This is a genomic window from Chitinophaga cymbidii (genome assembly GCF_007992715.1).
Classification (GTDB): domain Bacteria; phylum Bacteroidota; class Bacteroidia; order Chitinophagales; family Chitinophagaceae; genus Chitinophaga; species Chitinophaga cymbidii.
The window spans coordinates 2,052,873-2,067,873 of record NZ_BKAU01000001.1 but is presented as its reverse complement, the minus strand read 5'-3'; the positions used below and the strand labels follow the sequence as shown (position 1 = coordinate 2,067,873).

Sequence of the window (15,001 nt, the reverse complement as noted above, 5' to 3'; positions counted from 1 at the left end):
AAATAGGAATGTGACAATTTTAACGACAGTAAAACAGCGTCACGCGGCATCTGCCGCCATGTGACCAAACTTATTCAGACAGCAGAAGGGCTACCAGTGACGACTGGCAGCCCTTCTTTTTATATTCACTATTCCGCCTTATTATTTGATACCGAACACGGCTTTTATTTCCGCGCGTATCTTGATCTTCTTGAAATCGATATTGGAATCCGGTACGCCTGCAGCATCCGAAGCCTTTGCAGCATACATCCTTACATTCGCCATTTCAGGGCGCACATCGCTGTACTGATCTGTGTTGAACTCCTGTATCTCCAGCACACCACCGATCTTTTCATCGATCGCGCCGAGCAGGTATTCCGCTTTTGCCTTCGCTGCTTTCAGCGCGTCCATCTTCACCTGCTTGCGGTACTCTTCCATTTTGCTGTGCGTGTAGGAAGCAACGTTTACGGCTTCAATACCTTCTTCGTCCACCGCCGCGAGGATGCCATTGATCTTGTCCAGCCGGTTCAGCTTCAACCTGTACTGCTTGCGCGCCAGGAAGTCTTCATCCTTTTTCTTCTTGCGCCACCACTGGTCATAGTTGTAGCCGAATACATTTTCGATGGTAAAGTCTTCCTTCGCGATGCCGGCGTCCTGCACTGCTTTCTGCAATTGCGCTTCCAGTTTGGTGATCCCCACCTTGGAGTTCTTGTTCATATACTCGCGCAGGGTGATGTTAATAAAGATCTCGTCCGGCGTGATCTCCATTTCAGCGGAGCCGTTCACTTCGATCTTCTTCACCGGGGGTTTGTTATCGGTGGTCTGTGCGAAAGATGTTGCTGTCATAAAGAGTCCCATTAATAATACGGTCAATTTTTTCATTGCTTTGAGTTTTAAATTCAATGTCAGGATGCAGGGTTGAGGTTTGTTTCCATATGCCCTGGCAGGCTTTAACTTTTCTTTATGTTTTTGATCTTGTTTTGATGGGTGTAACGTTCTGCGCAAAAATATGTTACATTTTTTTATCCGCGCGCATCAATAATCGCTTTGAGGAAAGCGTGGAGGTTATCCATTGTTTTGATGCGGGACACGATCAGCATGAAATTCTTCCCTACCTGCTTCAACCGCGCGTTGTTGGTGCGCGTCTGGATATAATGCAGCAGATGCTGGAAAGTGGGGGATTCAAAATATGGACTGTCGGGGTTATTGATAAAATAACAGCGGAGCGTTTCTTCTTTCAGGATCATTTTTTCAAATCCTAACTCAATGGCCATCCACCGGCAGCGAATGGTGGTGTACAGGTCTTTAACAGGATCGGGGGCGGGGCCGAAGCGGTCTTCCAGTCCGGCTTCAAACTCCTGCAGCTTGTTTTCCTGCGTGATATTGTCCAGCTCCTGGTAAAGATTGAGGCGTTCCTGGATGCTTTCGATATAGGAATCGGGGATGAGTATTTCCAGGTCCGTATCGATGGTGCAATCGCTGATGAAGTCGCGTTTCTCTTCCAGCTGCTCTTTGAACAGGTCTTTAAATTCCGTTTGTTTCAGCTCGCGGATGGCTTCATCGAGGATCTTGGTGTACATGTCGAAACCGATCTCCGCGATGAACCCGCTTTGTTCGCCGCCCAGGAGGTTGCCCGCGCCGCGGATGTCCAGGTCGCGCATCGCTATCTGGAAGCCGCTGCCCAGTTCGCTGTGCTGTTCCAGCGTTTGCAGGCGTTTGCGGCTGTCCGCCGGCAACGTGCTCATCGGCGGTGCAAACAGGTAGCAGAACGCTTTCTTGTTGCTGCGCCCTACTCTGCCGCGCAGCTGGTGCAGGTCGCTGAGGCCGAAGTGATGGGCGTTGTTGATGATAATGGTGTTGGCGTTGGAAATGTCCACCCCGCTTTCCACGATATTCGTGCATACCAGCACGTCATATTTCCGGTCTATGAAATCGAGGATCACTTCTTCCAGCTTGTGTCCTTCCATCTGGCCGTGCGCGGTGGCAATGCTCAGATCCGGACAAAGCTCCTGTATCAGGCCCGCCATTTCGCGGAGGCCGGCTACGCGGTTATGGATGAAGTACACCTGCCCGCCGCGTTCCGTTTCATAATAGATCGCATCGCGGATGGCATCTTTGTCGAACACCAGCACTTCCGTTTCGATAGGCTGGCGGTTCGGCGGCGGTGTGTTGATGACGGACAGATCGCGCGCGCCCATGAGGGAGAACTGCAGTGTTCTTGGTATAGGCGTTGCCGTTAGTGTCAGCGTATCTACGTTTACCTTCAGCGTCTTGAGCTTTTCCTTCGCCGCCACACCGAATTTCTGTTCTTCATCTACCACCATCACGCCGAGGTCTTTGAACTTTACGTCCTTTCCCAGCAGTGCATGTGTACCGATGATGATATCCACTTTCCCGTCCGCGAGCCGCTGCAGCGTTTCCTTTTTCTCTTTGGATGATTTGAAGCGGTTGATGTAGTCCACCGTGCAGGGGAAATCCTTCAACCGGTCCGAGAATGTTTTATAGTGCTGGAAGGCGAGGATGGTGGTAGGCACCAGTACGGCGGCCTGTTTGCCGTCCACGACGGTTTTGAAAGCGGCGCGAACGGCCACTTCCGTTTTGCCGAATCCCACATCGCCGCATACCAGCCGGTCCATCGGCGCGGGCGATTCCATATCGCGCTTCACGTCAGACACGGCCTTGCTTTGATCGGGCGTATCCTCGTAGAGGAAAGAGGCTTCCAGCTCTGTTTGCAGATAGGTGTCCGGCGCATGCGCAAACCCTTGCTGCGCCTTGCGCGCGGCGTAGAGCTTGATCAGGTCTTTCGCGATGTCTTTTACCTGTGTTTTGGCTTTTTCCTTCAGCTTGTCCCACGCATCGCTGCCGAGCTTGTTCACTCTCGGCTCCACGCCTTCCTTGCCGGTGTATTTGCTGATCTTGTGCAGGGAGTTGATGTTCACATACAGCAGGTCGTTATTCTTGTAGATGATGCGGATGGCCTCCTGCATCTTGCCGCCTACTTCTATCTTCTGCAGGCCGCTGTACACGCCAACGCCATGATCGATATGCGTAACAAAATCGCCCGCCTGCAGCTCCCGCAGCGTTTTCAGGGTGATGGCCTTGTTCTTGTTGTAGGCCTGCTTCACCTTGTATTTGTGGTAACGCTGGAAGATCTGGTGATCGGTGTAGCACACGATCTTCAGGTCGTGTTCAATGAATCCCGCGCTGATGGCCACGGGTATGGGGTAAAAGAGGAAATCCGCTTTCAGGTCTTCGAAGATGCTGCGCAGGCGTTCCAGCTGGCGCGGATTTTCGGAGAAGATGAAAAGGGAATATTTGTTGTTGTTATGTTGAGCGAGGTCTTTGATCAACAGGTCGAACTGGCGGTTGAACACCGGTTGTCCGGCGGTGCTGAAGTCGATCGTCTGTACGGCAGCGGGTACTTTTTCGAAGGAGAAATTTTGTCCGAACACCACGCAGGAGCGGCGCAGCAGCTGCTCCATCATGGGGCCGCTCTTTTCAAAATCGGCTTCCGTCAGCTCCATTTCTTCTTCCTCGCCCGCTTTCACTTTATGACCGGTTTGCAGCCAGTCGTCCAGCTTCTGTTCCAGCTGTGCGATCACGCCTTGCACGTATGCGGGATCTTTGATCCATACCACGGTGTTCTCCGGCAGGAAGTCCGGCAGGCTCATTTTGAGGTGCGTGGTGGCGCGGGTATCCATATTGGCGATGAGCGTCACCTGCATGAGCTTGCGTTCGCTGAGCTGCGTTTCCGGGTCGAACAGGCGGATGGAATCCACTTCTTCCCCGAAGAGTTCCAGGCGGTAGGGTTTCTCGTTGCCGAAGGAGTAGATGTCTACAATGCCGCCGCGTACCGCGAACTGGCCGGGACCGTATACGAAGTCCGTGTGCTCAAAGCCCCAGGTCACCAGCTTTTCCAGCAGGGCGTCCACTTTCAGCGTTTCGCCTACTTTCACGTGCACCATGTTGGCGTTGTACGCGGTGTTGCCGGCGACTTTTTCCCAGAGGGCTTCGGGGTAGGTGATGAGTATCTTTTTGTGGGCGTTCTGGCCGGTGAGCTTCATCAGCGCTTCGGTGCGAAGCATGCTGTGACTGCTGTTCAGCTCCTGGAACTGGCCCGTTTTCTTGAAGGAATCCGGGAAATAGAAAATGTCCAGCGCCTGCGTCAGCTGCTCGAGGTCGTTATGAAAATAGGCCGCTTCCTCTTTGTCGTTCAGGATGATGAGGTGATTCACATCCGTGCTGCCCCAGGCGTGGGCCGCCACGAAGTTCGCGGCGCTGCCGGAGAGGCCGGTGAGGTGAAAATACCGGGGTTCAGGCAATGCGATCCCGGCCGCCAGTGATTTCAGACGGTTATCGCGATCAAACAACTGTAAAACTCCCTGCAAATTCATGAAGGATGCAAAGATAATGCATTTTGGGATGAGCGATATTGTAGTTTTTTATGTAAATTGATAAAATACTGATCTGATAAGGGAATGATAATGCATAAATCGCTGCTGCATGCTGGAACAATGGTATACTGGCGTGGTCACGAAGATTGTGAACGAGACGCATAACACGAGAAGGTTCTGGATTCGCGTACCCGAAAAAGCCACGTTCGATTTTAAACCCGGACAATTTATTACCCTCGACCTGCCGATCCACGAAAAGAAAAACAAGCGTTGGCGGAGCTATTCCATTGCGTCCCATCCCAATGGCAGCAACGAGATCGAGCTGGTGATCGTGCTGCTGGAAGGCGGAGCCGGCTCCACCTATCTTTTTACGGAAATCAAGGAAGGAAGCGAACTGCTGCTGCAAGGCCCCCTCGGAAAATTCACTCTCCCTGATCAGATGGAAAAAGACCTTTTCCTGATCTGCACCGGCACCGGCATCGCGCCGTTCCGCTCCATGATACATCATCTCAAACTGCACGATATTCCACACCCCAATATTTACCTGATATCCGGTTCCCGGAAAGAAGGCGATCTGCTGTATAAATCGGAAATGATGCAATTGCAGCAGGAAATGCCGGGGTTCCAGTACATCCCCACCCTGTCGCGGGAGGAAGATACTTCCTGGGCGGGAAGAAAAGGATATGTGCATGCCGTGTACGAAGAGCTGCTGGCAGACAAGCGGCCGGCGCATTTCTATTTATGCGGATGGAAAGCGATGATCGATGAAGCGCGGCAGCGGATTCAGGCGATGGGGTATGACCGGCATGATGTGCATCTGGAGTTGTATGGGTGATGTAGTTAATGCTAGGGTGCCCACAATGCAGAAACGGGCACTGCATGCAGATTTTTTCCACCAAATCCTCCGAGCGTTTGTTCTCCTGTATAAAGTACAATTCCTTTTTGAAATTTGTCACCCGCCAGTTCAGCCAGTCGCTTCAATCCTCTGAAGTCACTCTCCCGGACTGTTGCGGTAGATTTTATTTCAATACCGTAAAGTTGCTTTTTCCGATTTTCAAGCACCAGGTCCACTTCAGCTCCCTTATGAATACTAAAGTGATACGGTTTTAAGAAATCATCAAACCAGCCCAGCTGTTTAATGATTTCCATGACCACAAAATTCTCCAAAAAACTTCCTGCCGTTGTTCTGTTTTCGATCAGGCTCTCTCCTTCACCTCTCAAGTGGCAAAGAAGTCCTGTATCATTAAGGACTATTTTGGGAGATTTTACAAATTGCCCCTCTGCGTTAGGCGTCCAGGCGGGTATTCTGAGGATCAGAAAAACCTGCTCCAGAAGTGCCGTGTATCGTTGAAGAGTGGTATTTTTTACTCCCGAGAGCCGGGCAATATCTGAAAGGTTAATCGTGCTGCCAACCCTCGTTGCTATTAACTGCAGAATGTTAGGCAGTTGTGTTAGCCCCTCAATATTGGCAAGGTCCCTGATATCCTTTTGCAATACCGCAATAATGTAAGATTCAAACCATTTTGCTCTGCGAGCCTCGCTTTCCCGCTGCACAGCTTCGGGATATCCGCCGGCTTTGATGATTTGTATAATTTGCTCCCAGTTACTTTTCCTGCTCGGAAAATGCGCATCCTTGGAAACCAGTGTTTTTAGAAATCCGGATGGTTTACCGTGAATTTCACTTTGTGCCAGCGGCCAAAGATGATAAATTTCTATACGTCCGGCCAGTGAGTCTGCTACCTTAGGCAACATCATAACATCGGCTGATCCGGTCAGGATAATTCGCCGCCCTTTTCTATCCTCGTCTATCAGCTTCTTAATACTTAAAAACAATTCCGGAGCCCTTTGCACCTCATCGATAATCACGTGTTTGCCCAGATCCAGCAAAAAGCCCAATGGATCGGCGAGCGCCGCAGCAAGCGTGGCCGGGTCATCCAAAGTGACAGATTCGCCTTTAAAAATCCCGTCTTTCACAAGCTGCCGGCAAAGCGTACTTTTCCCTGTTTGCCGGGCGCCTGTTATCAGAACAACGGGCGTGTCCTTTAAAGCATCTGCTATAGACTGGTTTGCAAAGCGGGTAAACATGTAACAAAAATAGGTGTTTTATTCCTAAAACACCTATTCGATGGGTAAATTTGTACCTTTTTATGGGTAATTCTGTACTCGTGCTACGTAATAAGCTAATCCATCATCGCCTTCATCACCAGCTCCTTCACACTGCTCATCGGAATGCGCTCCTGCTCCATGCTGTCACGGTGACGGATGGTAACGGTGCCGTCTTCTTTGGTCTGATGGTCAACCGTTACGCAGAAGGGCGTACCGATCGCGTCCTGGCGGCGGTAGCGTTTGCCGATCGCATCTTTTTCTTCATAAAAGCAATAGAAATTCTTCTTGCAATCAGCCATTAGTTCCTTTGCTATTTCCGGCAGGCCATCTCTTTTGGTCAGTGGGAAAATAGCAAGTTTAATGGGTGCTAACTTCACCGGGAATTTCAGGATAACTCTGCTATCCTGTTTTTCTGGTGTACTTAAATCCTCTTCCTCGTATGCTTCACTTAAAATCATCAGGCAGCAGCGATCTAAACCAATTGATGTTTCTATCACATAAGGGATATAGTTTTGATTGATTTCCGGATCGAAATACTGCATTTTTTTACCAGAAAATTTCTGATGCTGGCTCAGGTCAAAATCCGTACGGGAATGAATCCCCTCCACCTCCTTAAACCCTATCGGGAAATTATATTCAATATCCACCGCCGCATCCGCGTAGTGCGCCAGCTTCACGTGATCGTGGTATTGCAGGTTCTCCGGCTTCAGGCCCAGGCTCTTGTGCCATTTCATCCTTTCCTCTTTCCAGTATGCATACCATTCCTGTTGCGTGCCGGGGCGGATAAAGAACTGCATTTCCATCTGCTCGAACTCGCGCATTCTGAATACGAACTGGCGCGCCACGATCTCGTTACGGAAAGCCTTGCCCACCTGCGCAATACCAAAGGGTATCTTCATGCGGCCGGTCTTCTGCACGTTCAGAAAGTTCACGAAAATACCCTGCGCTGTTTCGGGGCGTAGGTAGACTTCGCTGGCGTCGTCCGCTACGCTGCCCAGCTGGGTGGAGAACATCAGGTTGAACTGCCGTACTTCCGTCCAGTTACTGGTGCCGCTTACGGAACATTTGATCTTCTCTTCTTCTATCAGTGTTTTTAATCCGGCGTAGTCGTTCTCTTTCAGCAGGTCTTCCATCTTCTGGATCAGCGCGGCTTTGGCCGGTTCCGGCAGCGTGTCCGCATGACCTTCGATCAGGTGGTCCACGCGGTAGCGCTTCTTGCTGTCTTTATTATCGATCATCGGGTCGCTGAAATTATCCACGTGCCCGGAAGCTTTCCATATCGTCGGGTGCATGAAGATCGCGGAATCGATCCCTACAATGTTTTCATGCATTTGCGTCATGCTCTTCCACCAGTAGTCGCGGATGTTTCTCTTCAGCTCCGCGCCATACTGCCCATAATCATATACCGCGCTCAAACCATCGTATATCTCGCTGGATTGAAAAATGAAACCGTATTCTTTACAGTGCGAAATGATCGCCTGGAACTTGTTCTGATCTGTTGCCATAGTCGCGCAAAGATAAATTTGAAATTTGATAAGTCGTATTAAATTAAAACAACACTTGTAAATCGATTATTATCTTAACTTTTCATTATCCCGATGGCGGTTTGCGTCGCGTACCGTCTTCTTGTCGAAATTCTTTTCCAGCGCCACCGTCAGGTCGATGCCGGTCTGGTTGGCGAGGCAAAGCAGCACCCACAGCACGTCCGCCAGTTCATCCGCCAGCTCCTTCTTTTTCTCCGATTCCTTAAACGACTGGTCCCCGTACTGCCGCGCGATCACCCGGGCCACTTCTCCTACTTCTTCGGTTAGTATAGCCATGTTCGTTAGTTCCGAAAAATAACGTACGCCGGTGGTCCTGATCCATTGGTCCACCTTCTCCTGGGCTTCTTTGATGGTCATGTTCATGTGTTTTAGATAACGTGAATTATTCGCGGTTCTTTGTGTCGATGATGATGGTCACGGGGCCGTCGTTCAAAAGGGACACTTTCATGTCCGCCCCGAACTCCCCGGTGCCAACGGATTTGCCGAGATCGGCTTCCAGCTGCTGCTTCATTTTTTCATACAGCGGGATGGCCACATCGGGCTTGCTGGCTTTGAGGTAGGAAGGGCGGTTGCCTTTCTTCGTCGACGCATGAAGCGTAAACTGGCTGATCAGGAGAATGTCTCCGCCGGCTTCCAGTATGCTGCGGTTCATCACACCGTTTTCGTCGTTGAAGATGCGCAGGTTCACGATCTTGTTGCTGAGCCAGGTGATGTCTTCCGCGTTATCCGCATCCTCTATTCCCAGCAATACCAGCAATCCCTGCTGTATGGCGGACTTCACCGCGCCATTGATCGTAACGTCCGCATTTGTGACTCTTTGTATCACCGTTTTCATCTGTCAATATTTGCACGGTCAGATGGAAATCCCGCATTTGCCATGCCCGTTTTCACATATTCCGTGTAATCCCGTTAAATTTGTGTTTAAAGATAAGAAATGCTTTATGCCGGACGTATCATCGGAAATAAAATTCAGGACCGCCCGCAGCGGCGGTAAGGGCGGGCAGAACGTGAACAAGGTGGAAACCATGGTGGAAGGCTATTTTGATATAGCCGCTTCGGTGATATTGACGGAAGAGCAGAAAGCACGGCTGCTGGAAAAGCTCGGCCACCGGCTCAATGCGGAAGGGCTGCTGCAGGTGCGGTCGCAAACGGAGCGCAGCCAGCTCGGGAACAAAATGGAGGTCATCAAAAAGATGAACCGGCTGTTGCAGCAGGCGCTGATCGTCCCCAAAAAACGCATCAAGGTAAAACCTACGAAGGCGATGATCGAAAAAAGACTGCAGTTCAAAAAGCGGCTGAGCGAAAAGAAAAGCAACCGCCGCAATCAATTTGGAAACGATTAATTTAGCACAAACTACGTGTTTTGGGAAGTATCAAGAAACTAGCGGGTCAGACTATCTGGTATGGTTTGCCCACGATCGCAGCCCGGTTCCTCGGCTTTATTCTCCAGCTTTTTTTCACCGCCGTTTTTGCGCCGGAAAAGTTTGGCGTGATCACCCAGATCTACGCATTCATCCCTTTTCTCAACATTATTTTTACTTACGGGCTGGAGACCAGCTATTTCCGGTTTGTACAGCAAACTGATAAAACAAAGCTCTACAACACGCTTTGTATTTCCATGCTGGCGTCCACCTCGGTGCTGACCCTGCTGATCTTCGCGGGGGCGGGGCCACTGACGGATTTCCTGGAGATCGAAGGACGAACGGATTATGTGATCTACATGGGCTGGATCGTTTTCTTCGATACCCTCGCCACGCTGCCGTTCGCCAAACTGCGGCAGGAAGGCCGGCCACGCAAATATGCCCTGGTGAAAGTGCTCACCATCGTCAGCCAGATACTGCTCACCATCTTTTTCCTGGTCATCTGCCCGAAGTTCACCGGCAACCCGCTGTTTGCCTGGTACGATATGTCCTTCGGCGTGGGGTACATCCTGATCGCCAATATGCTGGCCAGCTTCCTCGCCCTGGTATTCCTCTACCGGGAGCTGGCGGCGTTCCGCTGGACATTCGACAAGGCGCTGTGGAACGACGTGATGCGTTACAGCATGCCGCTGGTGATCGTAGGGTTCGGCGGCATGATCAATGAAATGCTGAGCAGGCTGGTGTATACAAAGGTTTCCATGCTGCCCGCCAAGGAGAAATTAAGGGAACTGGGCATCTTCGGCGCGAATTACAAACTGGCGGTGCTGATCACCATTTTCATACAGGCGTTCCGGATGGGCGCCGAGCCCTTTTTCTTCAATCAAAGCAAAAACGAGGACGCGCGCTTCACCTATGCCCGCGTTATGAAGTTCTTTACCCTCACCTGCGGGGCGGTGTTCCTCGTGGTATCGCTGTTCCTGGATGTCTGGAAAGTGCTGATCACCCGTAAAGACCCGGCATATGCGGAAGGGCTGAACATTGTGCCAATCCTGACCATGGGCACCGTGTTCCTCGGGATTTACTACAACCTTTCCATCTGGTACAAGCTCACCAACCGGAACCTGACCGGCGCCTACATCACCCTCGGCGGAGCCGTCATCACCATCCTGCTGAACATCTGGTGGATACCGTACTTCAGCTATACCGGCTCCGCATGGGCCACTTTCATATGTTATGCCTTTATGATGGTGGCGTCTTACCTGCTTGGGCAGAAGTACTACCCCGTGCCGTATAATGTTCCCCGTGTGCTGTTCTACCTCGCGCTGGCGGCGGGAATTTACCTTGTACATCATTACATCCGGTCGCTGCAGCCGGGTATCTGGATCGTTCATGCCTGCGGTGTGGCGGGCCTGGGGATTTATGGGGCTGTTGTTTTGTGGATGGAAAGGGCGGATTTCAGGCGGTTGCTGTTGCGCAAAGCGTAATGAGAACCGGCAACTTACGCAAAGCGGGTTGACGGGTCTTCCGGCACGAAGGGGTTATGCGCTTTCTCGAACCCGATGGTAGTGGAAGGGCCATGCCCCGGGTAAACGACTACCTCGTCCGGCAGGGTGTAAAGCTTTTCACGGATGCTGCGGGCCAGGGTTTCGAAGTTGCCGCCCGGGAAATCGGACCGCCCCACACTCTGGCGGAACAGCACATCCCCCGCGATCACAAACTGCTGAGCCGCACAGTAAAAGGAAATGCTGCCCGGAGAATGGCCGGGCGTGAGCAGCACCTCCAGCACATCATCCCCCAACACCACCTTGTCCCCCTCTTCCAGGTAACTTTTCGGCATCGGCGACGGCTCAAACGGCAGGTTGTACATTAACCCGGACTGCGGGGAACGGTCCAGCACCACCTGGTCTTTCCGGTGAATCTCCAGCCCCACCCCGAACGTCTTCGCTACCAGGTTATTGGCAAAAATATGGTCCAGGTGACAATGGGTATTCAGCAGACGGGCAACGGTCAGCCCGTTATCCCGTATAAATTGCAGGAACTCCTCCCGTTCATTTTGATAATAAAAGCCCGGATCTATAATGATACACTCCTTTTTACCGTTTATAAGAACGTACGTGTTTTCCTGAAGGGGATTAACCGTGAAATATTTGATTTCAAACATTGTTGACCGATTTTTGCTAATTTTAATTCAGAACACAATATTATCAATACTTTCCGTATGAACCGATTTATTACCAGGTCATTCTTTTTCTTTGGTATCCTATTGATTGGCACGTCAGGCGTTCAGGCACAAACGAATACAGTGGAGTTCGGTCAGAACAGGGTCCAATTCAAGAATTTCAAATGGCGGTTCTATACGACCCGTCATTTTAATACCTATTTCTCCCAGAACGGACTTGAACTTGGCAAGTATGTAGCCCAGACCGCGGAAAAAGAATTGCCTTCCATGGAGGAGTTCATGGAATTTACCTTTCGCCAGAAAGTGAATATTGTGGTGTATAACAACTTCGGCGAATTCAAGCAGTCCAACATCGGCATCGGCATCGACTGGCAGAACACCGGCGGGGTGACCAAGCTGGTGGGCAATAAATTACTGGTTTATTTCGATGGCGATCACGAGCATCTCCGCAAACAGATCCGCCAGGGCATCGCCCGGGTAATGCTCGAAACATTGCTGTTCGGCGAAGATATCGGGGAGTTTGCCGGCAACGCCGTACTCATCGATTTTCCCAACTGGTTCACCGACGGATTTATCGCTTATGCCGCTGAAAACTGGAACGCAAAGCTGGATGAAGAGCTGAAAGCGATCATGGTTTCCGGGAAATACCGCACTTTTAACCAGCTGGCATACGACAAGCCCCTGCTGGCGGGACAGGCTTTCTGGTATTATGTGGAAGAAAAGTATGGAAAGGACGCCGTTCCTTACCTCATGTATATCACCCGCATCAACCGGGGACTGAAAAAAGGCTTTGAACAGGTACTGCGCATGAAACCGAAAGATGCGCAAAAGGATTTCATGATCCACACCCTCAGACGTTACCAGGAAGATAACCGCCGCCGGCGCCAGGTAACGCGCGGCACCGGGGTGATATCCAACGAAGTAACTAAAAAGACGGACTACTACCGCTACCAGGCCAATCCCAAGAACAATACCTACGCGGTGATCAAATACACCAAAGGTTTGTACCAGGTGGAGATCAACCAGGGCTGGCGGACCAACAAGGTGCTGCTGAAAAGCGGCGTGCGCCAGCTGACCTCCAAGCTCGATCCCAACTATCCCCTCCTGGCCTGGAACCAGAAAGGCAACCGCCTTGCCGTGATCTACGAACACGAAGGCAAGAACAAACTGCTCGTATACGACCTGATCACCAAGATCAAGATCCGCCAGGACCTCCCGCAGTTCGACCGGGTGATCGACATGAAATATTTCTTTGAATTCGATAACTCCCTGCTGCTCTCCGCTGTGAAGAACGGGCACACCGACATCTTCACCTACAGCATCAGCAACGGGAAAACCGACCAGATCACGAATGACGTGTACGACGACCTCGATCCTTCCTTCGTGGCCTTCCCCGGCAAAAGCGGCATCATCTATTCTTCCAACCGCCCCTCGCCGAAAGCCCGCAGCGCGGACACCGTGCTGCCGCATAATAACTACAACGTTTTCCTGATCGACAACTGGAACAAATCTTCCGAAAAGCAGATCTCCCAGCTGACAGATCTTAAATACGGCAACGCCCGCATGCCGGTGCAGTACAATACCACGCACTTCACCTTCGTGAGCGACGCCAACGGTATCAACAACCGCTACGCCGGCTTCTTTAAAGCGGAAAGAGCGGGTGTGGATTCCCTCTTTTTCGTAGGCGCGGAAATACTGCACAACCCTGACCAGCAGGAACTGGACTCCGCACTGGCGGACTATGGCGCCACCGCGCCGGATTCCATGCAGGTGATCACCATCACCAATGATTCCACCTACGTGTTCCCCATCACCAACTACCAGTACGGCATCCGCGAATCCCGCATTGCCGGCGACCAGGGGCTGGTGTCTGAAGTGATACAGGTAGGCGATTATAAACGTTTGTACAAGCTGAAGGTAGATACCAACACCCTCCGCAGAAGGAATGTAACGGCCAGGCCCACACGCTTCATGGCCCGCAAGATGCGGGAGGACAGCATCAAAATGGGGCTGCCCGATTATTATCAGAAAGATACCGCGCAGAAACAGGACGATTTCTTCCAGAGCGAGTTCGCCAATGAGCCGGTAGACAGCAGCGTGCTGGCGCAGGAAATGGAGCCGGAGCCCAAAGAGCCGCCTATCCTGAAATCGGCCAGGCTGAGCAATTATAAATTGCGGTTTTCGTCGGATTACCTGGTGGCGCAGCTCGATAACTCGGTGCTGATGAACCGGTACCAGCCATTCGGCGGCAGGCCGTCCTCCCCCATCCGGCTTACCGATCCCGTTAACGGCATGATCCGCATCGGCGTGAGCGACCTCATGGAAGATTACAAGTTCAACGGCGCCTTCCGCGTTCCATCCGGACTGGACGGCAGCGAGTACATGTTCTCCTTCTCCTATCTGAAGAAGCGCTTCGATTACAAGCTCACCTACTACCGCAAAGTAGATAAAGGAGAGCTGGGCGTGCAGATCGACAACTCCTACATCGGCTACCCGGTGAAGAACAAGACCAATATCTACCAGGCAGAGATCCGCTATCCGTTTGACGTGGTGCGCAGCCTCCGCCTTACCGTGGGCATGCGTACAGATGACCTGGACATCCTGGCGAACGACGAGCTGTCCCTCAAAGAACCCAACTACAAGGAAACCTACGCATTGGGCCGGCTGGAATATGTGCACGACAACACGCTCAATCCCGCTATCAATATCTACAAAGGCACGCGGTATAAAGTGTATGCGGACCTGATGTCGCAGATATCCGGCAATCGCAATGCGCTCTTCAACGAGAATGTGCCGAAAGGTAAGTTCACCTATAACATGGGCGTGGATTTCCGTCATTATGTGGAGATCAAACGGAACTTCATCTGGGCCACCCGCTTTGCGGCGGACGTTTCATGGGGCTCCCGCAAGCTCATTTACTTCCTCGGCGGTGTAGATAACTGGATGTTCACACCCTCCATCCACACCAATACGCCCATGAATCGCGACAACTACGCATACCAGACGCTGGCCGTGAACATGCGGGGGTATAAGCAGAACATCAAAAATGGTAATAACGTTATGCTGATGAACACGGAATTACGTTTACCCGTATTCACCACGTTCATCGACAAACCGATTAACTCCGCGTTCCTGCGCAACTTCCAGCTGACCACGTTCGTAGATATCGGCACGGCATGGAACCAGAAGCTGAGCTTCAAGGATGCGAACTATACTACTTACACCAGTGAAGACGGCATCACCGTGAGGATCAAGGAAGGTTTCCTCGGGCCGTTCGTAGGTGGTTACGGCTTTGGCGCCAGAACAACGCTGCTCGGCTATTTCGCCCGCTTCGACGCCGGCTGGCCGATGACAGGATTCTTCCGCGGCAAGCCGATGCTTTACTTTGCGTTAGGCGTTGACTTCTGATAATGAATTGTAAACAATAAGGAAAAGCGT

The 15,001-nt window shown here is 51.5% G+C and carries 10 protein-coding genes and 1 pseudogene; 4 read left to right on the top strand and 7 right to left on the bottom strand.

The window, feature by feature from the left end; all coding sequences use genetic code 11:
- Positions 1 to 141: 141 nt before the first annotated feature.
- Together CCY01nite_RS08460 and mfd are read right to left on the bottom strand one after the other, a co-directional pair.
- Positions 142 to 825 (bottom strand): SIMPL domain-containing protein, encoded by a 684-nt coding sequence (locus CCY01nite_RS08460; RefSeq protein WP_222614329.1) that lies wholly within the window; start codon positions 823 to 825, stop codon positions 142 to 144.
- Between the two features lie 176 nt (positions 826 to 1,001).
- Entirely contained in the window at positions 1,002 to 4,373 is a 3,372-nt protein-coding gene (gene mfd, locus CCY01nite_RS08455) for a transcription-repair coupling factor (protein WP_146859633.1), read from the bottom strand.
- A 109-nt stretch (positions 4,374 to 4,482) separates the two neighbouring features.
- On the opposite strand from mfd, the gene CCY01nite_RS08450 reads away from it, so the two are divergent.
- Positions 4,483 to 5,208 (top strand): ferredoxin--NADP reductase, encoded by a 726-nt coding sequence (locus CCY01nite_RS08450; RefSeq protein WP_146859631.1) that lies wholly within the window; start codon positions 4,483 to 4,485, stop codon positions 5,206 to 5,208.
- A gap of 11 nt (positions 5,209 to 5,219) precedes the next feature.
- Here the strand turns inward: CCY01nite_RS08450 and CCY01nite_RS08445 are convergent, their stop codons facing one another.
- The 4 genes from CCY01nite_RS08445 to dtd form a co-directional block, all read right to left on the bottom strand.
- Positions 5,220 to 6,458, bottom strand: a complete 1,239-nt coding sequence (locus tag CCY01nite_RS08445) for an ATP-binding protein (RefSeq protein ID WP_146859629.1) — start codon at positions 6,456 to 6,458, stop codon at positions 5,220 to 5,222.
- A gap of 95 nt (positions 6,459 to 6,553) precedes the next feature.
- Entirely contained in the window at positions 6,554 to 7,984 is a 1,431-nt protein-coding gene (locus tag CCY01nite_RS08440) for a glycine--tRNA ligase (protein WP_146859627.1), read from the bottom strand.
- A gap of 69 nt (positions 7,985 to 8,053) precedes the next feature.
- Entirely contained in the window at positions 8,054 to 8,380 is a 327-nt protein-coding gene (locus CCY01nite_RS08435; protein ID WP_146859625.1) for a nucleotide pyrophosphohydrolase, read from the bottom strand.
- Between the two features lie 25 nt (positions 8,381 to 8,405).
- The gene (gene dtd / locus CCY01nite_RS08430) at positions 8,406 to 8,858 is read right to left on the bottom strand and encodes a D-aminoacyl-tRNA deacylase (RefSeq protein ID WP_146859624.1); all 453 of its coding nucleotides are present in this window, start codon (positions 8,856 to 8,858) and stop codon (positions 8,406 to 8,408) included.
- A 121-nt stretch (positions 8,859 to 8,979) separates the two neighbouring features.
- Here dtd and arfB point away from each other — a divergent pair.
- Both arfB and CCY01nite_RS08420 read left to right on the top strand, forming a co-directional pair.
- Positions 8,980 to 9,366, top strand: a pseudogene (gene arfB, locus CCY01nite_RS08425) (alternative ribosome rescue aminoacyl-tRNA hydrolase ArfB); the annotation flags it as partial.
- Positions 9,367 to 9,386: 20 nt separating this feature from the next.
- A complete protein-coding gene (locus tag CCY01nite_RS08420; protein WP_146859620.1) occupies positions 9,387 to 10,868 on the top strand; it encodes a lipopolysaccharide biosynthesis protein in 1,482 nt (493 codons plus the stop codon).
- Between the two features lie 14 nt (positions 10,869 to 10,882).
- On the opposite strand, the gene CCY01nite_RS08415 is transcribed toward CCY01nite_RS08420, so the two are convergent.
- Complete coding sequence (locus CCY01nite_RS08415; RefSeq protein ID WP_146859618.1) at positions 10,883 to 11,545, bottom strand: MBL fold metallo-hydrolase; 663 nt, start codon at positions 11,543 to 11,545, stop codon at positions 10,883 to 10,885.
- 57 nt (positions 11,546 to 11,602) lie between these two features.
- Between CCY01nite_RS08415 and CCY01nite_RS08410 the strand changes: the two genes are divergently transcribed.
- A complete protein-coding gene (locus CCY01nite_RS08410) occupies positions 11,603 to 14,971 on the top strand; it encodes a ShlB/FhaC/HecB family protein (protein WP_146859616.1) in 3,369 nt (1,122 codons plus the stop codon).
- The last annotated feature ends 30 nt before the right edge of the window (positions 14,972 to 15,001 follow it).

Bases quoted from the DNA above. Each gene is read 5' to 3' on its own strand.
- mfd (WP_146859633.1), bottom strand. From the start codon at position 4,373: ATGAATTTGCAGGGAGTTTTACAGTTGTTTGATCGCGATAACCGTCTG.
- CCY01nite_RS08450 (WP_146859631.1), top strand. From the start codon at position 4,483: ATGCTGGAACAATGGTATACTGGCGTGGTCACGAAGATTGTGAACGAG.
- dtd (WP_146859624.1), bottom strand. From the start codon at position 8,858: ATGAAAACGGTGATACAAAGAGTCACAAATGCGGACGTTACGATCAAT.
- CCY01nite_RS08445 (WP_146859629.1), bottom strand. From the start codon at position 6,458: ATGTTTACCCGCTTTGCAAACCAGTCTATAGCAGATGCTTTAAAGGAC.
- CCY01nite_RS08440 (WP_146859627.1), bottom strand. From the start codon at position 7,984: ATGGCAACAGATCAGAACAAGTTCCAGGCGATCATTTCGCACTGTAAA.
- CCY01nite_RS08435 (WP_146859625.1), bottom strand. From the start codon at position 8,380: ATGACCATCAAAGAAGCCCAGGAGAAGGTGGACCAATGGATCAGGACC.
- CCY01nite_RS08460 (WP_222614329.1), bottom strand. From the start codon at position 825: ATGACAGCAACATCTTTCGCACAGACCACCGATAACAAACCCCCGGTG.
- CCY01nite_RS08410 (WP_146859616.1), top strand. From the start codon at position 11,603: ATGAACCGATTTATTACCAGGTCATTCTTTTTCTTTGGTATCCTATTG.
- CCY01nite_RS08415 (WP_146859618.1), bottom strand. From the start codon at position 11,545: ATGTTTGAAATCAAATATTTCACGGTTAATCCCCTTCAGGAAAACACG.